The sequence below is a fragment of the Arthrobacter sp. ISL-95 genome (assembly GCF_018613695.1).
In the GTDB taxonomy this organism is placed as follows: Bacteria; Actinomycetota; Actinomycetes; order Actinomycetales; family Micrococcaceae; genus Arthrobacter.
On the sequence record NZ_JAGGPR010000005.1, the window covers coordinates 873411 to 896727 of the forward strand.

Here is a 23317-nt window from a genome sequence, read left to right on the forward strand (position 1 = left end):
TCAATGGTTAGGGCGGCTTAGTCAAAAGTTCGACGGCGGCCGCTGGATTTGTCGGTCCAGCGAGCCGTCAGTGGCTGTTGCGGTAGCCGGTGGGGGAGTTCCCGAAAGCCGCGCGGAAGATGCGGCTGAAATGGGCGGCATCGGTGAACCCCCACCGCGCCGCGATGGCCGTTACGGGTCGATCGGCCAGCACAGGATCCCTAAGGTCCCGTCGGCACCGTTCGAGTCGCCGTTGCCGGATTGAGGAGGCCACAGTAGTCCCGATTTCCTGAAAAAGATCGTGCAGGTGCCGCGTGGAAACGTAATGGGCCGCGGCAATGGTTCCGGGCGAGAGTTCGGGATCACCGAGGTTAGCCTCGATGTAGTCATGGATGCGCCCCAGCAATAGAAGATGCGGATCCCGGCCTGTCTCGATCAGTTGATCGAGTTCACCGTTGAAAAGTGTGGTGACCAGGTCCAAAGCGTTGTGGACCAACCGGAGCCCGTTGGTGCCGGAAAGGGCCTCGAGGTTGTCGGCCAGTTTCACCAGGAAGGGGCTGATAAGTTCGCCCAGACCCTCATCGCCCGGGATCCGCAAGGCGGTCACGTGTCCCATGGCTTCGGCGGGCAAGTCCAGCAGAACGTGGGGGAACATGAGCACCAAAGTGCGGAAGTCGTCGTCGAACGTTAGTTGGTACGGGCGGGAGGTGTCGTAGATGGAGAGATCTCCGGGGCGCAGCACGGCCTCGCGGTCGTCCTGAACCAGCCGGCCCGATCCAGAGAGCTGGATGCTGAGTTTGAAGAATCGCCCTGTGGAATTGGCAATCAGCTCCGGTGTGCGCAGGACAGTGTGCGGTCCGGCGGCAATCTCTACCACGGAGATCTGCCCCAGCACGCGTGCACGCATGGTGCCGTGGAAGGTTGAGCCTTGGAAGGGTGAACTGTTGGGGCCCGTTGCCAACAGGGGTACGAACGAGGTGGAGATTGCCTTGCTCCACTCCTGGAACGACTCCGCCACGATGGTTTCCACGGTTGCGGGGCCCGTATCAGCCGCGACGGTCATCAAACTCCCTTTCAATGGCCCGCGGCGCCGCTGCCACTGGGCGGAAATGCCGGTTTGTGCGGACGTGAGCTTGCCCACGATTCTACACCGGGGGACTGCCCGCGTCCGTGCTTGCGTGCAGCGACAAATACCCTGCCGTGTGAGACAAGTCACGCAGGGCCCCTCCGGTGGAAGATTGCGGAATGACAGACACCGTGCCGCGCAATCTCCCGCGGCACCGAGGCAGGAGCACACTATGAGCGTGGACAACCCCGTCAAGGGCAGGGCCGCCGGAGCCGTGGGCACCAAGAGGCGGCTCGGCGTACCGGCAGTAACCTTCATGATTATCGCGGCCTCGGCGCCGCTGACCGTGCTCGCGGGCGGCGTAACCACCACTTTCGCGGTCACCGGTGTTACCGGCGTGCCGCTGTCCTTTCTGATCTTGGGTGCAATCCTGGCGCTTTTCGCCGTGGGGTACGCCGCGATGAGCCGATACGTCACCAACGCAGGGGCGTTCTACGCATACATTGCGCAGGGCATCTCAAGACCGGCCGGCGTGGGAGCATCACTGATCGCCCTCATGGCCTACAACCTGATGCAAGTAGGCATTTACGGGTTGTTCGGCTTCACCGTCTCATCACTACTGTCCGCGCGGCTTGGCGTCAGCGTTCCTTGGTGGATTCCCGTGCTGGTGTGCATCGCAATCGTCGGGTGGCTGGGGGTAAACAGGGTGGACCTGTCCGCCAAGGTGCTGGGCGTTCTGGTGGCCCTGGAGTTCCTGGTGGTCATTGTGTACGACGTCATCAGCCTCGTTGTGGCTCCCGAAGGCATCAGCGCAGCAACTTTCAGCCCCGAAAACCTGTTCGTTCCCGGCATCGGAGCTGTCCTTTCCTTCGGCATCGCCGCTTTCATGGGATTTGAATCCGCCGCCATTTACGGTGAAGAGTCCAAGGACCCCAAACGCACCGTAGCCCGGGCCACCTTCGCTGCCGTAGCCATCATCGCTGTCTTCTACGCAGTCTCTGCCTGGGCCATGACTGTAGGAACGGGGCCGTCCGGCGTGATCGAGGCGGCCACCACCAGCGGCCCGGACATGATCTTCGCCTTCCTGGGCACTCACGGCGATGTACTGCTCAGCGACATTGCCCAGATCCTCTTTGTCACCAGCCTCTTCGCCGCACTCGTCAGCTTCCACAACGCAGTAGCCCGCTATTTCTTCTCCCTCGGCCGCGAGCGTGTCCTGCCGTCGGCGCTGGCCAGGGTGCGGACCGAAAGCAGGGCGCCCTTCGCCGGTTCGCTGGCGCAGACGGTGATCGCCGTCGTCGTAACCATCGCCTTCGCCATTGCCGGCACCGGCTCGGAACTGGGCGAGCTGTACCCCGTCCTGACCATGTTCACCTGGCTCACCAACAGCGGCGCCATGGGCCTAGTTCTGCTGATGACCGTAGTGTCGGTGGCTGTGATCGGCTTCTTCCGCCGGCAGCAGCACGGGGCCAGCCTGTGGGTCAGAGTGATCGCTCCCGGCCTGGGGTTGGTGCTTCTGGCCATCGTCTTTGTGCTCATCGTGACTAACTTCAATGTCTTGCTGGGACAAACCGAATCAACGGCCGCTACGTTTGTCCTGCCGATGCTGGTGCTGCTGCCCGGAGTTGTTGGTGTCATCTGGGGCTTGCGTCTACGGCGCTCGCAGCCTGCCTTGTACGCGCGGATCGGCCATGGGGCGGACGACTGAGAACCATCGCAATCCAGCGGGAAGCCCCGGCGAGTGTTCCTCTCGCCGGGGCTTCCTTGTCTTCCTCCGTTGAGGTTCTGTCCCGGTGGACTACAACCCGGTAGCCGGGTCGAGGTCCGGGTTGTGCCGGCTGATGCTGATCAGGCGGCCGTGCGCACCAAAGGTGAAGTGCACGGGTTCCGTGCCTGCCTCATCCCACCCGAAGAGGCTGCCGTGGGACCTGATGGCGTGGGGGTCACGGTGGTCGGCAATGGTAACCGAGCCGCACGGTATGACTTTCTCGCGCCAAGTGAACACGAAAATTCCAGGGCGGACCTGAAGGACGGTGTTGGAATCCGTGTCTGCCAATCCGCGCTCCGGGCCTGCCAAGCACTGCCATGTGTACCAGGTGGGGCTGAGGTAGATGTGTTCATAAGCGTGGGATTCGCTGTACACCCATTCAACGCGGCGGCCAACGAGTGCGTTGCTTTCTGAAATGGCCATCCCCGTGGTGTGGTGACCGTCGAGCGTCCCTGCCCGGAAATCGTGGTGGACGGCGACGCTGGAGGCTGTTGCCCTGCCCAGTGCGGCGCCAATATAGAGCGCCCTGCCGTGCAGCAGGTCCAAAACCAGGGAAACAGCGAGTTGTGGATCCTGCTGACTCTGCCACTGGGCGTAGTACAGTTCCTCGGCTACCAGGAACACCTCATAGGGGGCGGTTCCTGAATGACCGGCCGCAGCCCATTGGACTCCTTCGTCGTCGAAGCTGAATGCCATGGGGCCGCCGTCATTGCGGAGGGAGAACTGTTTTCCTGCCAGGTCTTGCACAGTGGGGGCTTTGTTGGCGTCGAAGCCGGGGGCCAGGCCGTCCAGTGGCAGCCAGTTGGAGGTGTCGAGGAGATTCAGGCTCATGGGTTCCTTCTCGGGCTCGAATGAAGGACCGGACGACATGTCCGGTCCTTCATTCGAGTATTCGCTTCGCCGCGGCCATCGTCTTGTGCTGTGGGGCACGCCACTTGACCTGCAAAGAATGGTTTGGCCGAGGAAAAGTTCAGGCCAGTTGGCTTTCGATCCGGGCAGCACTGGCGGCGAGCGCTTTGCCGACGGCGTCGGCGTCTTGATCCAAGCGGATGTAGACGACGGCGATCGCTGCCGGCCGTCCTCCCGGGACCTTGATGGGGGCGGCGATGGAGGACAGCCCGGCGATGACTTCGTCGTGGCTGGTTGCATAGCCGAGGCGGCGGGCTTCGTGCGCTTCGGCGCGGTAGGGGTTCGGGGCCCCAACCTGCTGCCATCGCTCCTCGGTCATGGTTGATTGGATGGCGATCCCAGGGGCGCCGGTGGCGATGGGGTGGCGGTTGCCGGGGTGCTGGGCCAGGGCTGCGCCGGAGTGTCGTGGTTCAACGGTGACCAGGTTGACGCATTCCTGATGGTCCCAGACCGCGACGAAAGCTGTCATGTGCAGGGTGTTTGCCAGCTGGGTGAGTTCTGGCAGTGCGGCCGTTTGCAGGCTTCGTGACACACCACGGGCCAGGACCGAGAGTCCCGGGCCGGGTTGAACGCGTCCGGAGTCGTCGCGCACCAGCAGTGAGTGGTCCTCGAGTGTCCGCAGTATTCTGTAGGCCACGGAGCGGTGGACGCCCAGGGCTTCGGTGAGTTCGGCGATGCTGAGGGGCCGTTCGGCTGCCGCGAGAATCTCCAGCGCGCGGATTCCGCGTGAGAGGGTTTGCGACGGCGGAACCTGGGTTGGTGATTCCGGTGGGCCCTTGACGTCGCTGCGGGGATTCATGCGAACCATTCTATGGTGGCCCACACCGCAGGGGTCTGTGCTTTGGCTCACAGGTTGTAGTATTCTTTCCTAACTGACCGTTCTGTCGGTTAATGCAAGTCACGTGCCGAGCAGTCACCCTCACCCCAATGGAGTTCCAATGACCGCAACTTCCACCGTCGACTCCCCGTCAGGACCCAGCAGCAAGCGCGAAGAGCGCAGGGTACTGGCCGGGACGTTGGTGGGCACCACCATTGAGTGGTACGACTTCTTCATCTTCGCCCAGCTGACGGCTACGCTGTTGGCCCCGTTGTTCTTGTCTCCGTTGGAGAAGTCCAACCCGGGTGTCGCGCAGCTCCTGTCCTTTGCCACGATCGGCATCAGTTTCCTCTTCCGGCCCCTCGGAGCATTCGTGGCCGGTCACCTTGGCGACAGGATGGGCCGTAAGGCAGTTCTTGTCATGACCTTGGTCATGATGGGCGCAGCCACCGCATTGATCGGCGTTCTTCCGACCTACGATTCAATCGGTCTCTGGGCCCCGGTGCTGCTGATCTTCCTTCGCGTTGCCCAGGGCTTTTCCGCCGGTGGTGAGTGGGGCGGCGCGGCCCTGATGGCGGTAGAGCACGCTCCCATCAAGAAGCGCGGCCTCTTCGGTGCCTACCCGCAGATCGGTGTGCCCATCGGCATGATCCTGGCAACCGGCCTGCTCTTCTTCCTGCAGTCGGGAATGTCGAAGGAAGACTTTGCAGCTTGGGGCTGGCGTGTGCCGTTCCTGTTGTCGGTGGTCCTTATTGTGGTGGGCTACGTGATTCGCCGCGCTGTTGGTGAAAGCCCCGTCTTCAAGGAACTTGCCCAGCGCAAGGCCGAAAGCAAGGCACCTCTTGGGGAGCTCTTCCGCAAGAACAAAAAGGAAGTAGTTCTTGCTGCGTTGATCTTCATTGCCAACAACGCCGCCGGCTACCTGCTGATCGCCTTCTTCATCTCCTACGCCACCAAGACCCTGAAGATGCCCACCCCGCAAGTATTGCTTGCCACCACCGTGGCGTCCTTCGGCTGGCTCGTCTTCACCATGGTGGGCGGCTGGTTGTCGGACAAGATTGGCCGCGTGAAGACGTTCCTGATCGGTTACGGCTTGGTCTTTGCCTGGATGATTCCCATGTTCATCCTGATCGATTCCAAGGACATCGTCCTTTACGGCACTGCGCTGTTCGTCCTCACCATCGGCCTGGGACTCTCCTACGGTCCCATGTCCGCCATGTACGCCGAGATGTTCCCGGCGCAGGTCCGCTACTCCGGAATCTCCATCGGGTACGCCCTGGGCGCCATCCTGGGTGGCGCCTTCGCTCCGCTCATTGCCCAAGCCCTGCTGGACACCACCAAATGGTCCGGCTCGGTGGGCATCTACATCATGGTTCTCTGTGTCATCTCCGCAATTGGCGTGATTCTGGCCAAGGAGACCCGTGGCCGTCCGCTGGGATACAGCGTCCACCACTAGAAATCCACCGCTGGAAGCAGAAACAGGCTAGATAGGAGACGGGTGCGGTCCATGGCGACCGCATCCGTCTTTTCTGCGCCTAAGAGCCAGTGCTTACTTGCGCCCGCCGGCCCCGGCGCTTTCCAGTTGGCCTACGACGTCGGCGTCGGACAACTGCTCGAAGCGTTCGTAGAACGCGCCAACAGCATGGAACTTGCCGGGCGTGTGCAGGGCCATCACGAAGTCGCAGACCCGGGCCAGGGACGTTGAGGCTTCCAAGGACGCCACCGGCACCGCGGCGACCACAGTGGCGGCGCCGCCGGCCCGTACCGCCTCTACGGCTGCCCGCATGGTAGCCCCGGTAGCCAGACCGTCGTCGGCCAGCACCACTGTCTTTCCGCGAAGATCGTGCTCGATGCCAGGGTAACTTTGGGCGCGGCGGATCAGTTCGGAACGTTCGCGGGCTTCCACGGCATCCAAATTGGACTGGGAGATTCCGTGGGCGAGAACGAGTTCTTTCAGGGGCCTGTTGACCATCCGTAGGACGTCGCCCTGCGACCATGCCAGTGCTCCGAAAGCGGTCTCGTCGCGGCCGGGGATGCCCAGCTTGCGGACCAGCACGGCACCTAACGGCAGGTACAACTCTGCAGCTGCTGCAGCCGCAACCGGGACTCCGCCACGGGCCAGGCCCAAGACGATGGTGTCAGGCCGTTCCCTCAGCTGGGGGAGTCCTTCAGCCAGGCGTCGACCGGCTTCCGCACGGTCCTTGAAACGCATGCCCATCTGCTCCACTTCCACGTAATTCGTTGCATGTCCAAGCCTACAGTCCACACCTTGCCCGGTGACGCCCCCGCTGAAAGCATGGCCTTGTGAACAAGCCCATCGGATATTGGATCAAGAGGCTCGACGCCGCGCTGGAAGTCCAGCTGGACGCCACCCTGGCCCGGATCAAGCTCACCCGGCGCCAATGGCACACCTTGGGTGCCCTTTCGGAGGGTTCCATGCTGCCTGATCAGCTGGAGGATGTCCTCCAGCCGCTGTGGGGTGGCGATACCCGGCTGCGTGAGCGGCAACTCGCTGCCTTGGTAGGGCATGGACTGATCACCATGATCGACCACAGGTTGGCACTGAGCGAACGTGGTCGGGAAAAATATCACGAGGCACAACGGCTGGTGGAAGAAGCGCGCCAGGACTTGTCCATGGGCATAGGCATAGACGAGTACGCCATGGCGCTGAGCGTGCTGGAGCGCATGAGCCTTAACGCCGAGCGGCTGGCCCGCTGAGAACTTCAGGCCAGCCTGCCGGGAACTACACCCCGAGGAACTGAACGGCGGCTTCCTTGAACGCCCGGCTTGTTATCACGTTGTTGTGAGTCCGTCCCGGGATAACCAAGGTCTCCACCATGCCGCCACGTTTGCCCGCAAGGGAGGCCAGTTCCGGCATGGTGGTTGCCCGTTCGTCTTTCTCGCCGGCTACCAGCAACAAGGGCATATGCGGGGCGGCCTCGCCGGGATCGAATGGTTCGCCCTTGATGGCCTCGATGAGCGACAACATAGCGAACAGGTTGTTGCTGGGGAGCATCTGGGCCATCTTCAGCAGACCTGCCGTTGACGCGTCCTCGATGGGCGTGCCGTCGGCCAAGTGCCGCTGGGCGGCGATGAGGTCGAAAGCCGCCAGGGGATCAGCCGAACTCGGGCCGCCCAGGACGATGCGGTGAACCAGGTCCGGCTGCGTGGCACCGAATTCCCACGCCAGCCGCGAACCGAGCGAGTACCCAATGACATCCAGTCCCGTGGACGGGTCGCCGTCGCGCAGGGGCCGGGCTCCGGCGTCGGTCACTATTTGGAGAAGGTCGGCGCGGATGCGGCTGGGAGTGTACGAATCCTGGTCCTCAGGGGAGTGGCTCCGGCCGTGGCCTGGGAGGTCAACGGTGATTACCCGGCGTCGTGCATCCTGCAGTGTGGTGATCCAGCCGCTGTCCACCCAGTTCAGTTTCGTTGAGGAAGAAAAGCCATGAATCAGCAGGACGGGGCGCAGTCCGGCGTCGGTGCCGGGCTCATGGACTTCCACGAACAGCCCGGGGTCCGTTCCCTCTACTGTGTGCCTGTGCTGTTCCATGGTGTGCCTGCCGGTCATCATGTCAGTCCTCATCGAGTACGGCGCTCAGGCGGACCCGGCGCTTGGGGGCTTCGTCCTTCGGAACAGTGCCCACGATCCCGGCGGTGTCATCCGGAACCTCGAACACGATCAGCGGCTCGCCAACGTTGATCGTCTCACCGGGCGCTCCGTGAATACGCACCACTTTACCCGCCTGCGGGCTGGGCAATTCCAGGGCTGACTTGGTGGTTTCGAGTTCCACGATCGGCTGATTGCGTTCCACCTGCTGACCGGGCTCCACCAGCCAGTCCAGCACGGTTGCTTCAATAAGGCCCTCGCCGAGATCGGGAAGCGGGAAGGAAATTTCAGCCACGGCGGTACTCCAGTACACGTTGGATCCCAAAGAGGATGCGGTCAATGTTGGGGATGTATTCGTCTTCCAGGTCCCCGGAGGGATACGGCACGTCGAAGCCGGTGACGCGTTCCACCGGAGCCTTAAGGGTTGCGAAACAGCTCTTCGTAATGAGTTGGGCCACTTCGGCACCCAGACCGGAGGTCAGTGGCGCTTCATGGACGACGACGGCGCGCCGCGTCTTCCCAACTGATGTCGCCAACGCTTCAACATCAATCGGTTTCAGCCAGCGCAGGTCCAGAACCTCGACGTCAATGCCGTCTTCGGCTGCCAATTCAGCAACCTGCAGGCAGCGGGCAACCATGGCACCCCATGCCACGAGGGTGAGATGGCGTCCTTCCCGGGCCACGCGGGCGCCGGTGAGGCTGCCGCCGTTGGACGTGACGGCGTCGTGCGTTCCCTGGCCGGGCACCGCAGAGGTGAGGTCCACCGGTCCCTTTTGCCAGTAGCGGGACTTCGGTTCCATGAAGATCACCGGGTCCGGCCGGCTGGCGGCGTACTTCAGCAGGTGGTAGGCATCGTGCGGTGTGGATGGGGAGACGACCTTAAGCCCCGGGACGTGGGCGAAAAGCGCCTCCAGACTTTCACCGTGATGTTCGGGCGCCCGAATGCCGCCGAAGCTGGGCACCCGCAGGGTGATGGGCATGGGCAGAGTGCCGCGGCTGCGGTAATTCATGCGGGCGATCTGGCAGACGATCTGGTTGATGGCCGGGTAGGCAAAACCGTCGAACTGGACCTCGGGAATGGGGTGGAAGCCTGCCATGGCCAGGCCCACGGACATGCCCAGGATGCCGGACTCGGCAAGCGGGGTGTCGAAGACACGTTCCTGGCCATGTTTTGCCTGGAGTCCGTCGGTGATGCGGAAGACCCCACCCAGCCGGCCGCAATCCTCGCCGAAGATGACGCTCTTGGGGTCTTCGGCCAGGATCTCGTCGAGGGCGCGGTTGAGTGCTTGCTGCATGGAAAGCTGCTGAACAGCTGCTAGGTTAACGCCGGCTTGCTCAACGCCGGCTGAAGGGGTCTCCGGGCGCTTGTCTTTGCTGTTGTCGGCGCTACGCAGTTCGGTGATGGTCTCAGGCATGTTCGGACTCCTCGCGCCACGCAGTGGCCTGGGATTGAAGGGCGGGCGTTGGTTCCTGGAAGACGAGGCTGAACATTTCGGAGCCGGGTCGGGGCCCCAGGTCCGCTATGCCCGCACGGACAGCTTCTTCCTCTTCCTCCGCCAGGCGGTGTGCCTCCGCGAAGAAGGCTTCGTCCGCCACGCCTTCGGTGAGGAGTCGCTGCTTGAACCGCTCCAGCGGATCCTCACCGGCGTCTAGGCGTTCCTCCTCCAGCGTGCGGTAGCGTCCGGGATCGTCGGCGGTGGAGTGCGGACCGCGCCGGTAGGTCATGGCCTCGATGACTACAGGGCCGTGTCCTGCGCGGCAGTGGGCGAAAGCGGAGCGAGTGGCTTCGTAGACGGCTACTACGTCGTTGCCGTCCACCTGCAAGGAAGGGATGCCATATCCTGCAGCGCGCGCCGCCACGGAGTCGCCAGCTACCTGGCGTTCGGTGGGGACCGAGATGGCCCAACCGTTGTTCTGGATGAAGAAGACCACAGGAGCCTTCATCACGGCGGCAAAGTTCATGGCTTCGTGGACGTCGCCCTGGGAGGAGGCGCCGTCGCCGAAGTAGGTCATGGCTACGCCCATGTCACCCGGTGCATGGCCGGCCAGGGTTTGGCCGTGAGCCCAGCCCACGGCATGCAGGACCGAACCTGCCACTACTGCCTGGATGGGGGCAAACCTGGATTCCAGGGGGTTGTACATGCCGCCGTGCCACGTGGCCTTGTGAGTGGACATGTAGCCCACCATGTCCAGACCCATGGCGCGGGCTACGCCCATTTCGCGGTAGGTGGGGAAAACGAAGTCGCGGGTCCGGTCCACGGCGTAGCCGCTCCCTACCTGAGCGGCCTCTTGGCCGAGCTCAGGGGCATAACCCGGGATGATGCCTTGGCGCTGCCAGGCAACGGCTGAGGTGTCCAAGTGCCGAACGGCTGCCATGAGGGTGTACAGCTCACGGAGATGATGGTGGGTGAGCGGGGCCGCGTCATCATCGACGGCTCCCCGCACAGCTTCGGTAGTCATGGCTGTGACCCTAGTCACCGGATTGGGGTGTGCGCAATCAGCTCAGTTCAAACGGAACACTTTGTACAATTTGGGCACACTGAGAAGCCCCGCACAGTACAACCTGTGCAGGGCGTCTTAGTGATGATGAACAGACGGTTACTCGACGCGCGTGGGCTGCCTGGCGGCTTTCGCCTTGGCGTTGATGAAGCATCCGGCGGCGATGAGGAGAATCAGGATGAACGTTCCGATCAACTGTCCGGCACTTTCCGGGTTGGCGAAGCCCACCACCAGGATCAGGCCCAGCAGGATCAGGCCCACGATGGTGAGAACGGGGAAGCCCTTCATGCGCAGCGGCAGTTCGGTGCCTTCCCTGTCAGCCCTGCGGCGAAGGATGAACTGGGACACCAGTGCCGTGCCCCAGACCACCAGGCAGGTGGAGCCTACAAGGTTCAGCAGCGCCGGCAGGATTTTCTCCGGGAACAGGAGTTCAAGGACCGTGGCGATGAAGCCGAAGGCAACCGAAATTCCGACGGCGGCCACGGGAACTTTCGTGCCGCTCAATCGGGACAGGAAAAGGGGAGCTTCGCCGCGTTCTGAAAGGGAGAAAATCATGCGTGAGGCGCCATACAGGTTGGCGTTGAGGGCGGACAGCAGGGCGACCACGGCTACCAGGGTGATGGCGGCACCGGCGCCGGGGATACCCGCGAGGTCCAGCACGCCGGCGAACGGAGACTTCAGCCCTTCAGAGCCCACGGGGAGAACAGCTGCGATCACAAACACGGAGCCGATGTAGAAGACCAGGATGCGCCAAACCACTGTGCGAATGGCCTTGCCAACGCTGTGGGCGGGGTTCTCGGTTTCGGCTGCAGCAACGCTGACAATCTCAGTTCCACCAAATGCGAAGATCACTACGAACAGGGCGGCGGCGATGCCACCGATCCCGTTGGGCGCGAAGTCGCCAAATGCGGAGAAGCCGGGAGAGGGAACGTTCGGCAGCCAGCCGAACAGCAGGGCTGCACCGATGAGCAGGAAGATCACGATTGCGGCGACCTTGAGGATGGCGAACCAGAACTCAAACTCGCCGAAATTGCGGACGCCCACAAGGTTGATGCCGGTGAACATCACCATGAAGACCAAGGCAAGGACCCAGACGGGGACGACCGGCCAGATGGAAAACAGCAGCCCGGCCGCTCCAATGGCTTCGGCGGCAATGACCACCACCAGTTGAAGCCACCACAGCCAGCCGATGGTTCCGCCAGCGGTTTTGCCCATTGCTTTCTCTGCGTATACGGAGAATGCGCCACTGTTCGGATTGGCGGCCGCCATCTCGCCAAGGGCCCACATGACCAGGATGATCAGCGTGCCGGCCACGAGGTAGGAAATGAGGACTGCCGGACCGGCGGCCTGTACGCCTGCTCCCGAGCCCAGAAAGAGGCCTGCGCCAATTGCGCTGCCGAGTCCCATCATGGTGAGCTGGCGCGGTTTGAGTGAATGGCCTAGGCCGGAGGTTGGGGCAGGGGCCGCGATGGACTTCGTTGTCATACGTGTCTACCTTCTATGGATTACATGCTGGTTTGGCGTGTTGGCCTCATGGGCGTGGCACGCGGGCGTCGACGACGCAGCAAGAGCCGTGGAATAATTCTCGCAGTTTGTAAGATACATCACTTTTTGCTGTAGCGATGTGATGGGTACGAATCCCCGGGGACAGGAACTTTGATGCTGGTCGATGCGCTTGATGCAAAAATTGTACGTTTCTTCACTGATTCACCGCGATCCTCTGTGTTGGAGGCCTCCCGCGTACTCAGGGTGGCAAGGGCCACGGTGCAGTCCCGGATCGACAGAATGATCGAAAACGGGGTCATCGGATCCTGGGTTCCTCAGCCTGATCCGGCGAACTTCGGCTTTCCCGTGGTGGCCTTCTGTTCGGTCACCATCACCCAGGAGATCGGCCACGACGCGATCATCGAAAGCCTGAGTGCCATCCCGGAAATCATCGAGGTCCACACGGTCACGGGGAATTCGGACCTGATGGTGAGGATCGCAGCGCGCTCGAATCCGGATATGCAGCGGGTCCTCGATGCCATGATCGCCACCAAGTCCGTGGTCCGGTGCTCCTCGGTGATAGTCCTGAACAGCCACATTCAGGGCCGCACACTGCCGTTGATGGAAGCGGCCGCGAAGCCAGTGTGACGTAAAGCATTTTGACTCGCGCCCGTTGAGTCGTACCATTAGTTCTAGTCAACATGACTTTAACTAATGCTCCACTTAGTGGGGGAGCGTTTCGGACGGCGATGAAGCGAGGTGAACGCCGTGAACACCAACTCAGCCAACGTCGCCGAGCGGCGGCTCGCACCGCCGTCGCTAGCTATTTCAACGGTGATTTTCGCCCTCCGTCCCAGCGAGACATCCGGGCGCCCCACGCTATGGCTCCCGCTGGTTCGCCGCATCCGTGAGCCCTACAAAGACATGTGGGCGCTTCCCGGCGGGCCCCTGGCCCATGACGAATCGCTCCAGGACGCCGCCTCACGGAACCTGCGCGAAACCACCGGCCTGGCGCCCCACTACCTCGAGCAGCTCTATGCTTTCGGCGGCCTCCACAGGTCACCCACCCAGCGGGTGGTCTCGATTGTGTACTGGGCCTTGGTGCAACCCACCGAGGCCGCCCTCGCTGACGAATCCGAGAATGTGCGCTGGTTCCGGGCAGACAGGCTCGGCGAACTGGCCTTCGACCACAACGCAATCGTTGACTACGCCCTGTGGCGGCTTCGCAACAAGATGGCCTACGGTTCCATCGCATACCACCTGCTGGGAGAGTTCTTCACCCTCGCCCAGGTCCGTGAAGTCTACGAGGCCGTGCTGGACCGCCAGCTCGATCCCGCAAACTTCCGCAGGCACGTCACGGCAACACCGGAAATTGAAGAAACCGGTGAATACCTCCAAGGCGGAAAACACCGTCCGCCACGCCTCTACCGCTTCACCGGCACACCCGGCCTCGGGCCAGATAACAGGAGTACACCATGAGCAGCGTCAACACTGCCGTCCAGCTGATCACTCGCGAAGAAGCCGAGAAGGGCCTCTCCCGTGCAGGGTCCACGTGCAGCCCGGCCCTGGCCAGGGGCCCCTGGGAATACGACCTCGCCGAATCCCTCGCCGGAGAGCCCGCTTATGGCCCGGGCGCCTCCAGCGGCGACGTTGCTCCCAAGGCCACGCCGCGCCAAGGCCAGCTGCCCGAAGAGTACAAAAAAGCCACCGACGCCGAACTGGACGCCCGCATCCGGGCCGCCAAAGCGACACTCGGAGACCGTGCCGTCATCCTTGGCCACTTCTACCAGCGTGACGAGGTCATCCAGTACGCGGACTTCGTAGGCGACTCGTTCCAGCTCGCCAATGCAGCACTGACCAAGCCGGACGCTGAAGCGATCATTTTCTGCGGTGTCCACTTCATGGCCGAAACAGCGGACATCCTCTCCACTCCCGAACAGGCCGTCATCCTGCCGAACCTCGCCGCGGGCTGCTCCATGGCGGACATGGCAGATGAAGACTCCGTGGAGGAATGCTGGGAGCAGCTTGAAGAAATCTTTGGCACGGAACCGGACGCAACCGGGCGGGTCCCGGTCATCCCTGTCACGTACATGAACTCTTCTGCCGCACTGAAGGCGTTCTGTGGGCGGAACGGCGGAATTGTGTGCACCTCCTCCAACGCCAAAGTCGTTTTGGAATGGGCCTTCGAGCGCGGTCAGCGGGTCCTGTTCTTCCCCGACCAGCACCTGGGCCGCAACACTGCCAAAGCACTCGGCGTCCCGCTGGAGCAGATGCCCATGTGGAACCCGCGCAAGGAACTGGGCGGCAATGACGAACAGCACTTGCTCGACTCCCGCGTCATCCTCTGGCACGGCTTCTGCTCAGTCCACAAGCGCTTCAACGTGGGCCAGATCGAGAAAGCCCGCCAGGACTTCCCCGGCGTCAACGTAATCGTCCACCCCGAGTGCCCCATGGAAGTAGTGGACGCCGCCGACTCTGCCGGGTCCACCGACTTCATCAAGAAGGCCATCGCCGCCGCTACTGAACCCACCACGTTCGCCATCGGCACCGAGATCAACATGGTGAACCGTCTGGCCGCCGAAAATCCGCAGCACACCATCTTCTGCCTGGACCCCGTCATCTGCCCGTGCTCCACCATGTACCGCATCCACCCCGGCTACCTCGCCTGGGTCCTGGAGGAACTCGTGGAAGGACGCATCGTCAACCGCATCACCGTTGACGACTCCGTGCAGGACAACGCCAAGATTGCGTTGGAGCGCATGCTGGCAGCCAAACCTGCCTAAGCAAACCGGCAACCCTCAACCGGCACCACTAGCCGGCACACTATCCGGGCCTGACAGACCCGACTAGCCGAATCGAGCCTCACATGACTTCAGAGAGCCTTAATGGCGGGCCTGCCCCCAAACGGCTGGTCGTCGTCGGAAGCGGGATCGCAGGACTGTACTCTGCGCTGCTTGCCGCGGAAGCGGGCGCGGAAGTGGTGCTGTTGACCAAAGGTGCGCTCGCGGACAGCAACACTTACTACGCACAGGGCGGGATCTCGGCTGTGCTGGAGGAACCAGCGCCCGGCGACACTGTGGCTGTGCACATCGCGGACACCCTCAAGGCCGGGGCGGGCCACTGCAACGAAGAAGCGGTCCGGGTATTGTGCACCGAAGCGCGGTGGGACATTGCCGGGCTGGAACGATTCGGTGTCCGCTTCGACCTCGACGACGACGGCGATCCCGCCTTGGGTCTTGAGGCCGCCCACTCAGCTCCGCGCATCCTGCACGCTGGCGGCGATGCTACGGGAGCCGGGGTGGCGGCCGCGCTGATCAGGACCGTCCTGGACTTCCAAGCCGCAGGAAAGATCCAGGTCATCGGGCACGCCCAAGTAACATCGCTCTCCCTGGGCGGAGAACAAGGTGGCCGCGTAGTGGGAGCTAACTTCCTCCAGAACGGGCGCCACCTCGGCGTCCACGGCGACTTCGTCCTGCTCGCTACCGGGGGAGCCGGACAACTTTTCGCTAAGACCACCAATCCGGCCGTGGCAACCGCAGATGGCTTGGCGCTCGCATGGCGTGCCGGAGCAGCCGTAGCCGATCTTGAGTTCTTCCAATTCCACCCTACCTGCATGGTGCTTCCGGAGGACGCGCGGGAAGCCGAGGGCAACAACGACCCCCTGCTCATCTCCGAAGCAGTGCGGGGCGAAGGCGCCATCCTGGTAGATGCCACCGGTCATCGCTTCATGCCCGACTACCATCCCGACGCCGAACTCGCCCCCAGGGACGTCGTCTCCCGCAGCATTGCCCTTCACCTGGCTAAACTAGGCGACCCTAACGGTCACGTCTTCCTCGATACCAATGTGATCGAAGAACAACGGGGCCGGGGCTTCCTGACCAAACGCTTCCCCACCCTCAGCAAACGGACCCACCAAGCCGGAATCGACTGGACTACCGAACCCGTCCCCGTGGCACCAGCGGCCCACTACTGGATGGGTGGAGTGGTGACCGACCTCTACGGACGGACCTCCGTTCCCGGGCTGCTGGCCGCCGGCGAAGTGGCCTGTACCGGGGTGCAAGGTGCCAACCGCTTGGCGAGCAACTCCCTCCTCGAAGGCCTCGTATTTGGGCGGAGGGCCGTTGAAGCGTTCCTGGGTTCGTCGGGCGCGTCGCCAGCCGGAGTTCCTCTGCGTGCTGACTCGGCCGCGGGCGGCCTCGCTTTTACGCACGCTGCCGGGACCCCGGCAGGCGCCAATCGCAGCGACGCCTCAGCAGACACCTGCGTTACTCCGGGCGGTTGGGCGTTGGAGTTGGATCGGGTGCCTGCTCCTGTTTCCTGGGAGTTTGAGTCTTTGCCGGGGCCGGGGGCTCGGGAGGTTTCTTTCGCGGAGGCGGGGGTGTTTTCGCGGGGGGCTTTGCGGCGTTTGATGACTGCGAAGGCGGGGGTTTTGCGTGATGGCGTGCTGATTCGTGAGGCCGGGGTGGCGTTGGCTGCCTGGGCAGAGGATGTGCTTCCACTGAATGTTCCTGAGTCTCTGGATATTCGGGAGCATGAGGACTCCAACCTTCTGTTGGCGGCGCAGCTGCTGGTACATGCGGCCCGGGAACGCCGGGAGTCGTTGGGGGCGCATTACCGCAGCGACAGCGTGAAGGAACCAACCGTCGTCGAAGATTTTGACAAGCGTTACACCATGAGCCGGAAAGTGAGCCTCGTCCATGACTAACCTGAACCTCCCCGCAGCCCCCATACGGGACATCCTGGAACGGGCGTTCGCGGAGGACGCACCCAACGGTGACATCACCTCGCAACTCCTGATCCCCGCCGACGCCCATGCCACCGCGGTGCTGAACGCACGCGTCCCCGGCGTCTTCAGCGGCGGTACCGTTTTCCGGGATGCCATGAAGCTCGTGGACCCGGGCACCGAGGTGGAACTGCTCCTCGCCGACGGTGAAGCGTTCGACGCCGGAACCCACCTCGCCCGGGTCAGCGGCAGCGCCCGTTCGGTGCTGCTTGCCGAAAGGGTGGGCCTGAACCTGGTTCAACGCATGAGTGCCATCGCCACCAAGACCGCGGAATTCGTGAGCTTGGTTGAAGGCACCCGTGCGCGCATCACCGACACCCGCAAAACCACCCCCGGCCTGCGTGTCCTGGAACGCTACGCGGTTCGCTGCGGCGGGGGAGCGAACCACCGCTACAGCCTCTCTGACGCCGTGCTGGCCAAGGACAACCATCTGGCCGTCATGACCGGCGGCGACTCCGGCAAACTAACCGAGCTGCTGATCGCCGCTAAAGCACAGCTTGGCCACACCACGCACTTCGAAGTTGAAGTGGACCGGGCCGAGCAGATCGAACCCGTGCTGGCCGCAGGCGTAGACACCATCATGCTGGACAATTTCTCCATCGAGGAGCTCCGTGCCGGGGTCAAACAGGTGGACGGTCGGGCCATCGTGGAAGCCAGCGGCAACGTGAACATCAACACCGTCACCGAGATTGCTTCGGCAGGCGTGGATGTCATCTCCATTGGCGGACTGACCCACAGCGTGAGCGCCCTCGATCTGGGTCTCGACGTAGTTCTAGAGACAGCCTGACCCTCCCATGATCTTCCTCGACGCCGCAGCCACCACACCAGTACGCCGCGAAGCCCTTGAGGCCATGTGGCCTTACCTGAGCGGCGAGTTCGGCAACCCCTCCAGCCACCATGGCCTGGGCGAAACGGCAGCAGCTGGGCTCGCAGAGGCCCGGTCCGGCGTCGCAAAGGTCCTGAATTGCCGCGCAGGCGAGGTAACTTTCACCTCCGGCGGCACGGAAGCGGACAACCTTGCGGTTAAAGGCATAGCGCTGGCCCGGCAGGCGGCTGATTCTTCACTGAACCGGATAGTGATCAGCGCGATCGAGCATCCGGCGGTGGAAGAATCAGCCCGCTACCTGGAGCGAGTGCATGGATTTGTGGTTGACGTGCTCCCGGTGGATGGGGAGGGTCTGGTCGCCACTGATGACCTGCGGGCAGCGATAGGCCCCCAAACCGCTTTGGTAAGCATCATGTACGCGAACAACGAGGTAGGAACAGTCCAGCCCATTGCAGCGCTGGCGGCAGTGGCCCGGGAACGCGGGGTGCCGTTCCACACTGACGCGGTGCAAGCCGCCGGGTGGTTGCCGCTGGACATCAAGGCGCTCGGCGTAGACGCCTTGAGTATTTCCGGGCACAAGCTCGGTGCGCCCAAAGGATCCGGTGTCTTGTTCACCAAAGGCCGTCTGCGGGTGGAGCCCCTTGTCCACGGTGGGGGCCAGGAGAGGGCGAAGCGCTCGGGCACCGAGAACGTGGCCGGGGCTGTAGCGCTGTCCACAGCGCTCAGGCTCTCACACGCCGAGCAGCCCGATCAGGCAGCCCGGGTTTCGGAACTCAGGGATCAGTTCATCCAGCGAATCCTCGCCACCGTACCTGACGCCTTGCTCACCGGACACCGCGTCCAGCGACTGCCCTCGGTAGCTTCTTTTTGCTTCCCCGGAACCAGCGGGGAGTCTGTGCTGCTCGAGCTGGAGCGGCTCGGCGTGGTGTGTTCCAGTGGCTCGGCCTGCGCGGCGGGATCCGATGCACCCTCGCCCGTGCTGGTGGCCCTTGGCATCGCCCGTGAAACTGCCCAGACGGCAGTGCGTTTCAGCTTCACCTCAACGGTCACCGGCGCCGAACTGGAACAGGCAGCCGCTGCCGTGGAAACCGCCGTCGGACGCGTCCGTAACCTGGCCGTCCCGCTACAGAGGCACCAACCACTGCCCGGGTGATTAGACGTGCCGTGCGCGCCTGAAGATCCAATGCCGCAGCAGGGTAAACCTGACCCCCGTGGCCACGAAACCGGACAACGTGGTGGTCCACAACTCCTCCGTAACCGTGGCTTCCGGACGCAGAAGATGCAACACACCCAAGCTCCCGCCGGTAATGATCAACGCGATGCCAATCACTATCACCCCACTGAGGTGGTCCTTCGCGCGCTTCTTACGGCCGGTGATTTTGAACGTCAGCCTGCGGTTCAGTGCCGTGTTCATCAACGACGTCACAACCAGGGCAACAGCGTTGGCTAGCTGGGGATCAATCCATGGACGCAGCACAGCGTAAATGGCAAGCGAGCTCGCGGTGCACACGATTCCAACGCCCGTGAAGCGGATCAGTTGCCGCACTACCGGGTACTTCAGGACGCCGCGGTGGCGCTTGCGCTGTGGCCGCGGGGGCTTTTGTGAGGGAGACGGGCGTAGCTCAGTGGCCTCCGCAGCTATCTCCATGGACTTAAGCCTGACACACTATGCGGACTGCTGTTCCAGTCGAAGCGTCGTGACGGGGTTGTGTAGCTCGCCGATTCCTTCCACACGGCACACTACGGTGTCTCCTGGTTGGATTCGGGCGCATTCAGCAGGGAACCCTGTGAGCACGAGGTCGCCGGGCTGGAGGGTCATAAATGAGCTCAAATAGACCAGAATCTCATTCACTTTCCAGCCAAGGTCCGCTGAACTGGCTGTCCTCAGGGCTTTGCTGTTGTGGACTATGCCGATTTCAAGGTTCGAATCATCCAGGTCCGTGACCATCCACGGGCCGGCGGGAGTGAAAGTGTCCTGGCTCTTGGCGCTAATCCACAACTCGTCGCTCTTCTGGAGGTCGCGGGCGGAGACGTCGTTGCCGATGGTGTATCCCAGAATTGCCGACCTCGCCGTTTCCAAGGTCAAGCCACGGGCGGCCCGGCCGACGACGACGGTCAGTTCAGCTTCCGGGTCAACGTAACCAACGGTGGAGCTCAGCTGGATTGCTTCTCCGGGTCCGATCACGCTGGAGGCCGCTTTATGGAAGGCCTGTGGCGGCAGGGCCCGGCCTGGTTGCCCGGTGTTGTGCGCCATGCCGAAGACGTTCACTGGTACTGAGGGAGCCAGGAAAGTAAACGCATCCTGGCTGACCACGGCCCCGAGCTCCCATCCGTTCCTGGCCGGGCTGTTGGCATTTGCCCTCGACGCCGGGAAAGGGGACTCCACCACGGTCCAGCGGGTGCCTTCCACGGAGTCGAAGTCCTGGGCGTCGTTAACCACGAAGAATTGCTCGTCAGGAGACTGGCGGGCCAAAGCCAGGCCGCCCTCCGAAGGCGCCGGGATGGGCCGGACACGGGCGATGCGACGGGAAAGAGGCGAAGTCATGATGACATCCTACGTCCTCACTGAGAGCAGCCCTGTGTTGTGTGGCCCGCTTTACGCCCCGGCAGGAATTTTTGGGGCGCAGAGCGGGCCTCACAACGCATTGGTGAAGGTGAATTGCTCACAGGCCGGTGACGCCTTTTTCCCGTGCCGTGCAACATCACAATGGCCGTGGAGGAAGAACACAGGACCTGGGCTTAAAATCCGTTCCATGCGTCTGGCGATCATCGGGTTGGTCCTCCTCGTGGCTGGTGGGATCACCGTGGCCACGGGTGTCCTGCCCTGGCAGGATGTGGCGGCCCTGGTGCACCGGGTGGCGCCCATCCTGGGCTTCGTCGTTGCCATGACGGTGGTGACCGAGCTTGTCAGCGAAGCCGGAGCTTTCCGATGGATTGCGCGCCATCTGCGCGGCTGGGGGCGGGGCCGAAGCGTCCTGCTGTGGTTGCTCTTGGCCCTGTTTGCCACGCTGAGCACTGTCTTCCTTTCGCTGGATACGACGGCGGTGCTCCTCACCCCGGTGGTGGTCACCGTTGCCCGCCAAGCGGGCCTCCCCGTACTGCCATTCGCCCTGACCACTGTTTGGCTGGCCAATACGGCCAGTTTGTTGCTTCCGATCTCCAATCTCACCAACCTCTTGGCGCAACATAACTTGGGCGGCATCAGTCCCGCACAATTCGCCCAACTGATGTGGGCGCCGTCGTTGGCCGCTGTTCTGGTTCCTTTGGCCTTCATAGCGGTCCTCTTTCGGCGCGAACTGCGCAAGTCCTACGCCCTTGATTCCGCCCGACCGGTCCTAACACCTTCATCCACGGCCGGAACGGACAGAGTCCTGCTGACGGGCAGTGCGACTGTCCTGGTGTTGCTCCTTCCGGCCCTCATATCCGGTGCCGCAATATGGATTCCTGCCGCCGCGGCAGCAGCGATCCTGGCGGTCATGTTCGCCATTCGGCGCCCCAAGGTACTCAAGCTGACACTGATTCCGTGGTCCCTGCTGCTGTTCACCTGCGGACTTTTCCTGGTGGTTGAGGCAACGCAATACCTCGGTGCGTCCCGTCTGCTTGGGCAGGTGGCTGGCGAAGGCAGCGGGTTTGTTGAGCTGCTGAGGTTGGCCATGACCGGTGCCCTCGGGTCCAATGTGGTCAACAACCTCCCGGCTTACCTTCTGGCCGAGCCTTTGGCAGGAAGCCCGGAGCGTATGGCAGCGCTGTTGGTAGGAGTGAATGCTGGCCCCTTGATCACGCCGTGGGCTTCTCTGGCTACGCTGTTGTGGCATGACCGGCTGGTACGGATGAACGTGCTGATCAAGTGGAAGGGGTACGCGGTTTTCGGCGTGATGGTGGCGCCCCTGACAATTCTGGCGGCAGTAGCCGCGCTGGCAGTTTTTGGCCCTGGCGGACTGTTGGGTTAGCCCAGGTAGAGCTCTCCCACGGGCACTTCGGCCTCCAAACGGTTGGCTGGTCCGGCCAATGGGCACGCCCAGGCTTCGTTGTAGGCGCACGACGGGTTGTAGGCAAAGTTGAAGTCCAGAACGAACTCTTGTTCATCGCCGGCTCCCCGCGTCCCATGAAACGAGCCCTTGACCGTGTCCAGCAGATACCGGCCTGCTCCGTAGCTTCCGCCGTCCTTGCCGGCCGTTGCATCCCGGAAGGGCACAAAGATGCCGCCACCATAGCTTCGTAAACGCCACGCAGCCAACGAACCCAACCCGGGCAGCACAAAGGTGCCGATCCTGGCGAAAGGGACAACGCCGTCAGTGCCCGTCCGGACGTTCATCTCCTGTCCGGCTCCTTCGGGTGAAAGGGCGGCGTACCGCCGGAAGGAGGGATCGTAGTCAGCTGTTCGCAGTCCGGAAAAGGAGGCCTTCACTTCGGCCGTCAGCGCTGAAGCAGGATGCGTAGCAAACATCAGATCCCGTTCCTGCCGCCAAAACACATGGGCGTCGAACGGGTTCGTGGCTGCTAGTTGACGCACCTTGTCGTAGAGAGCGAACGTCCGCAGGCGCCAGTCGGCAATATCAACCGCTGACATGGTGGGGATATCGTCCTCGAAATAGTCCTGCTGATCGGGAGCCATACCCTCAGCCTAGTCCTGTGCGTGTCGCGGTACTGCCGCCGATAGGCTGTGATCATGAAGGGCATCCTTAACCTGCGCTGCACCCCAAGTCGGCTGGCCGCCCTGGCAATGGCGGTCACCGTCCTCGTCGGCACGGCCGCCTGCTCCGCCGAAAACAAGGGCCCCCAAGTCACGTCCACGGATGCCTCCCGGCCAAACAGTTCGGAATCGGGAACGGCGACACCGGAAAGCGCGACGCCGGCGACGGGCACCGCGGCGGGTTCACCCTCCGCAACACCCGGCGAATCAACAGGCGCCAGCGAATCTCCAGGCACCGCCAGCGCTTCGGCCAGCTCCGGGGCGAGTCCAGTGGCAACGGCGGTGTCGTGGAAAACCTACACGGACTCCGCCGGAACCGTCAGCTTCGAACTACCCCAAGAGTGGATTGCCCAATCGGGGACCCCTGAGGCGGGGGCCTTGGCCAACGCTGTCAAGGTAGAGGTCAAGGATGCTGACGGCCGCTACATTGCCACGCTTCAAACCGGCCTGCCTCCCGCACCGCCTGTAACCTGCCCCGCCGGGCAGGCTCGCCCTTACGTGGTGATCAGCAGTGTGCCCTTGGACGTCCCGCACTCGGATGGCCCGGACACCATTGACCCGCGAGTGGTTTTCCGCGTGGTGCAAGGCTATAAATTCTTCGGCTCCTTCGGCGTCACCAACATGGTGGCGGGAGTGGACGGGCAGTCCTGCGAGCTGCGGAACCGGGTTCAGGGCCCTGCCGGAAAGGGAGATATTTCCTTCGGGGATGTCCCGGCGATCCATGCCTTCGCCGCTGATGAGAAGGTGGCCCCGGCCAAGACTTTCGATACCTTGGACCTGGCTGCGAAGTATGCGGTCCATGGTTCTGAGTTCGCCAATGTCCAGCGGATGCTACTGTCTCTGAAGGTCAATCTGTAGCCCTGCGATTGGCTGATCCACCCA

23 protein-coding genes are annotated in these 23317 nt (G+C 62.9%); 11 read left to right on the top strand and 12 right to left on the bottom strand.

Translation table 11 applies throughout. The features are described 5' to 3' along the window. Window positions 1-67: 67 nt before the first annotated feature. On the bottom strand, window positions 68-1042 hold the full coding sequence (locus J7I86_RS10250; RefSeq protein ID WP_214819396.1) for a helix-turn-helix domain-containing protein: 975 nt from the start codon (window positions 1040-1042) through the stop codon (window positions 68-70). 235 nt (window positions 1043-1277) lie between these two features. Between J7I86_RS10250 and J7I86_RS10255 the strand changes: the two genes are divergently transcribed. Further along, window positions 1278-2753, top strand: a complete 1476-nt coding sequence (locus tag J7I86_RS10255; RefSeq protein WP_214819398.1) for an APC family permease — start codon at window positions 1278-1280, stop codon at window positions 2751-2753. Between the two features lie 90 nt (window positions 2754-2843). On the opposite strand, the gene J7I86_RS10260 is transcribed toward J7I86_RS10255, so the two are convergent. Together J7I86_RS10260 and J7I86_RS10265 are read right to left on the bottom strand one after the other, a co-directional pair. Next, window positions 2844-3644: a MoaF C-terminal domain-containing protein gene (locus J7I86_RS10260; RefSeq protein WP_214819400.1), complete on the bottom strand. Its 801-nt coding sequence runs from the start codon at window positions 3642-3644 to the stop codon at window positions 2844-2846. A gap of 139 nt (window positions 3645-3783) precedes the next feature. Then, window positions 3784-4530, bottom strand: coding sequence for an IclR family transcriptional regulator (locus J7I86_RS10265; protein WP_396019867.1), 747 nt, complete (start codon window positions 4528-4530; stop codon window positions 3784-3786). A gap of 130 nt (window positions 4531-4660) precedes the next feature. Here J7I86_RS10265 and J7I86_RS10270 point away from each other — a divergent pair, with 130 nt between their 5' ends. Further along, entirely contained in the window at window positions 4661-5995 is a 1335-nt protein-coding gene (locus J7I86_RS10270) for an MFS transporter (protein WP_214819404.1), read from the top strand. Window positions 5996-6088: 93 nt separating this feature from the next. Here the strand turns inward: J7I86_RS10270 and J7I86_RS10275 are convergent, their stop codons facing one another. Continuing rightward, window positions 6089-6757 carry a phosphoribosyltransferase gene (locus J7I86_RS10275; protein ID WP_286179639.1) on the bottom strand — a complete coding sequence of 223 codons (669 nt, stop codon included), beginning with the start codon at window positions 6755-6757 and terminating at the stop codon, window positions 6089-6091. Between the two features lie 86 nt (window positions 6758-6843). On the opposite strand from J7I86_RS10275, the gene J7I86_RS10280 reads away from it, so the two are divergent. Continuing rightward, complete coding sequence (locus J7I86_RS10280) at window positions 6844-7257, top strand: MarR family transcriptional regulator (RefSeq protein WP_214819408.1); 414 nt, start codon at window positions 6844-6846, stop codon at window positions 7255-7257. A gap of 25 nt (window positions 7258-7282) precedes the next feature. Here the strand turns inward: J7I86_RS10280 and J7I86_RS10285 are convergent, their stop codons facing one another. The 5 genes from J7I86_RS10285 to J7I86_RS10305 form a co-directional block, all read right to left on the bottom strand. Then, window positions 7283-8113, bottom strand: a complete 831-nt coding sequence (locus J7I86_RS10285; protein ID WP_214819410.1) for an alpha/beta fold hydrolase — start codon at window positions 8111-8113, stop codon at window positions 7283-7285. Between the two features lies 1 nt (window position 8114). Next, complete coding sequence (locus tag J7I86_RS10290) at window positions 8115-8444, bottom strand: biotin/lipoyl-containing protein (RefSeq protein WP_159733854.1); 330 nt, start codon at window positions 8442-8444, stop codon at window positions 8115-8117. After that, window positions 8437-9444 carry an alpha-ketoacid dehydrogenase subunit beta gene (locus J7I86_RS10295; protein WP_214819661.1) on the bottom strand — a complete coding sequence of 336 codons (1008 nt, stop codon included), beginning with the start codon at window positions 9442-9444 and terminating at the stop codon, window positions 8437-8439. The genes J7I86_RS10290 and J7I86_RS10295 overlap by 8 nt, the downstream gene beginning before the upstream one ends. A gap of 112 nt (window positions 9445-9556) precedes the next feature. After that, the gene (locus J7I86_RS10300; RefSeq protein WP_286179517.1) at window positions 9557-10609 is read right to left on the bottom strand and encodes a thiamine pyrophosphate-dependent enzyme; all 1053 of its coding nucleotides are present in this window, start codon (window positions 10607-10609) and stop codon (window positions 9557-9559) included. Between the two features lie 138 nt (window positions 10610-10747). Then, window positions 10748-12133, bottom strand: a complete 1386-nt coding sequence (locus J7I86_RS10305; RefSeq protein ID WP_214819412.1) for an amino acid permease — start codon at window positions 12131-12133, stop codon at window positions 10748-10750. A gap of 174 nt (window positions 12134-12307) precedes the next feature. Here J7I86_RS10305 and J7I86_RS10310 point away from each other — a divergent pair, with 174 nt between their 5' ends. The 6 genes from J7I86_RS10310 (at window position 12308) to J7I86_RS10335 (ending at window position 18895) form a co-directional block, all read left to right on the top strand. Next, a complete protein-coding gene (locus tag J7I86_RS10310; protein WP_014922130.1) occupies window positions 12308-12781 on the top strand; it encodes an Lrp/AsnC family transcriptional regulator in 474 nt (157 codons plus the stop codon). 111 nt (window positions 12782-12892) lie between these two features. Continuing rightward, the gene (locus tag J7I86_RS10315; protein WP_214819414.1) at window positions 12893-13612 is read left to right on the top strand and encodes an NrtR DNA-binding winged helix domain-containing protein; all 720 of its coding nucleotides are present in this window, start codon (window positions 12893-12895) and stop codon (window positions 13610-13612) included. Further along, a complete protein-coding gene (gene nadA / locus J7I86_RS10320; protein WP_214819416.1) occupies window positions 13609-14916 on the top strand; it encodes a quinolinate synthase NadA in 1308 nt (435 codons plus the stop codon). Before J7I86_RS10315 ends, nadA begins: the two co-directional genes overlap by 4 nt. Window positions 14917-14999: 83 nt before the next feature. After that, on the top strand, window positions 15000-16838 hold the full coding sequence (locus J7I86_RS10325) for an L-aspartate oxidase (protein ID WP_214819418.1): 1839 nt from the start codon (window positions 15000-15002) through the stop codon (window positions 16836-16838). After that, window positions 16831-17703 (top strand): carboxylating nicotinate-nucleotide diphosphorylase, encoded by an 873-nt coding sequence (nadC, locus tag J7I86_RS10330; protein ID WP_214819420.1) that lies wholly within the window; start codon window positions 16831-16833, stop codon window positions 17701-17703. Before J7I86_RS10325 ends, nadC begins: the two co-directional genes overlap by 8 nt. A gap of 7 nt (window positions 17704-17710) precedes the next feature. Then, window positions 17711-18895: a cysteine desulfurase family protein gene (locus J7I86_RS10335; protein ID WP_214819422.1), complete on the top strand. Its 1185-nt coding sequence runs from the start codon at window positions 17711-17713 to the stop codon at window positions 18893-18895. Here J7I86_RS10335 and J7I86_RS10340 read toward each other — a convergent pair whose 3' ends face one another. Beyond that, complete coding sequence (locus J7I86_RS10340; RefSeq protein WP_214819424.1) at window positions 18896-19390, bottom strand: GtrA family protein; 495 nt, start codon at window positions 19388-19390, stop codon at window positions 18896-18898. Between the two features lie 18 nt (window positions 19391-19408). Continuing rightward, complete coding sequence (locus J7I86_RS10345) at window positions 19409-20287, bottom strand: fumarylacetoacetate hydrolase family protein (protein ID WP_214819426.1); 879 nt, start codon at window positions 20285-20287, stop codon at window positions 19409-19411. Window positions 20288-20495: 208 nt separating this feature from the next. Here J7I86_RS10345 and J7I86_RS10350 point away from each other — a divergent pair, with 208 nt between their 5' ends. Continuing rightward, the gene (locus J7I86_RS10350; protein WP_214819428.1) at window positions 20496-21692 is read left to right on the top strand and encodes an SLC13 family permease; all 1197 of its coding nucleotides are present in this window, start codon (window positions 20496-20498) and stop codon (window positions 21690-21692) included. Here the strand turns inward: J7I86_RS10350 and J7I86_RS10355 are convergent. After that, window positions 21689-22357: a DUF1684 domain-containing protein gene (locus J7I86_RS10355; protein ID WP_214819430.1), complete on the bottom strand. Its 669-nt coding sequence runs from the start codon at window positions 22355-22357 to the stop codon at window positions 21689-21691. The two genes, J7I86_RS10350 and J7I86_RS10355, sit on opposite strands and share 4 nt — an antisense overlap. A 54-nt stretch (window positions 22358-22411) precedes the next feature. Here J7I86_RS10355 and J7I86_RS10360 point away from each other — a divergent pair, with 54 nt between their 5' ends. Continuing rightward, complete coding sequence (locus tag J7I86_RS10360; protein ID WP_214819432.1) at window positions 22412-23293, top strand: hypothetical protein; 882 nt, start codon at window positions 22412-22414, stop codon at window positions 23291-23293. Window positions 23294-23317 lie beyond the last annotated feature (24 nt).

Excerpts from the sequence above, each read along its gene's own strand:
- J7I86_RS10345 (WP_214819426.1), bottom strand. The coding sequence starts at position 20,287 with ATGACTTCGCCTCTTTCCCGTCGCATCGCCCGTGTCCGGCCCATCCCG.
- J7I86_RS10255 (WP_214819398.1), top strand. The coding sequence starts at position 1,278 with ATGAGCGTGGACAACCCCGTCAAGGGCAGGGCCGCCGGAGCCGTGGGC.
- J7I86_RS10295 (WP_214819661.1), bottom strand. The coding sequence starts at position 9,444 with ATGCAGCAAGCACTCAACCGCGCCCTCGACGAGATCCTGGCCGAAGAC.
- J7I86_RS10340 (WP_214819424.1), bottom strand. The coding sequence starts at position 19,390 with ATGGAGATAGCTGCGGAGGCCACTGAGCTACGCCCGTCTCCCTCACAA.
- J7I86_RS10275 (WP_286179639.1), bottom strand. The coding sequence starts at position 6,757 with ATGGGCATGCGTTTCAAGGACCGTGCGGAAGCCGGTCGACGCCTGGCT.
- J7I86_RS10260 (WP_214819400.1), bottom strand. The coding sequence starts at position 3,644 with ATGAGCCTGAATCTCCTCGACACCTCCAACTGGCTGCCACTGGACGGC.
- J7I86_RS10265 (WP_396019867.1), bottom strand. The coding sequence starts at position 4,530 with ATGGTTCGCATGAATCCCCGCAGCGACGTCAAGGGCCCACCGGAATCA.
- J7I86_RS10305 (WP_214819412.1), bottom strand. The coding sequence starts at position 12,133 with ATGACAACGAAGTCCATCGCGGCCCCTGCCCCAACCTCCGGCCTAGGC.
- J7I86_RS10360 (WP_214819432.1), top strand. The coding sequence starts at position 22,412 with ATGAAGGGCATCCTTAACCTGCGCTGCACCCCAAGTCGGCTGGCCGCC.
- J7I86_RS10350 (WP_214819428.1), top strand. The coding sequence starts at position 20,496 with ATGCGTCTGGCGATCATCGGGTTGGTCCTCCTCGTGGCTGGTGGGATC.
- J7I86_RS10300 (WP_286179517.1), bottom strand. The coding sequence starts at position 10,609 with ATGACTACCGAAGCTGTGCGGGGAGCCGTCGATGATGACGCGGCCCCG.
- J7I86_RS10355 (WP_214819430.1), bottom strand. The coding sequence starts at position 22,357 with ATGGCTCCCGATCAGCAGGACTATTTCGAGGACGATATCCCCACCATG.
- nadC (WP_214819420.1), top strand. The coding sequence starts at position 16,831 with ATGACTAACCTGAACCTCCCCGCAGCCCCCATACGGGACATCCTGGAA.
- J7I86_RS10285 (WP_214819410.1), bottom strand. The coding sequence starts at position 8,113 with ATGATGACCGGCAGGCACACCATGGAACAGCACAGGCACACAGTAGAG.
- nadA (WP_214819416.1), top strand. The coding sequence starts at position 13,609 with ATGAGCAGCGTCAACACTGCCGTCCAGCTGATCACTCGCGAAGAAGCC.
- J7I86_RS10325 (WP_214819418.1), top strand. The coding sequence starts at position 15,000 with ATGACTTCAGAGAGCCTTAATGGCGGGCCTGCCCCCAAACGGCTGGTC.
- J7I86_RS10335 (WP_214819422.1), top strand. The coding sequence starts at position 17,711 with ATGATCTTCCTCGACGCCGCAGCCACCACACCAGTACGCCGCGAAGCC.
- J7I86_RS10310 (WP_014922130.1), top strand. The coding sequence starts at position 12,308 with ATGCTGGTCGATGCGCTTGATGCAAAAATTGTACGTTTCTTCACTGAT.
- J7I86_RS10270 (WP_214819404.1), top strand. The coding sequence starts at position 4,661 with ATGACCGCAACTTCCACCGTCGACTCCCCGTCAGGACCCAGCAGCAAG.
- J7I86_RS10250 (WP_214819396.1), bottom strand. The coding sequence starts at position 1,042 with ATGACCGTCGCGGCTGATACGGGCCCCGCAACCGTGGAAACCATCGTG.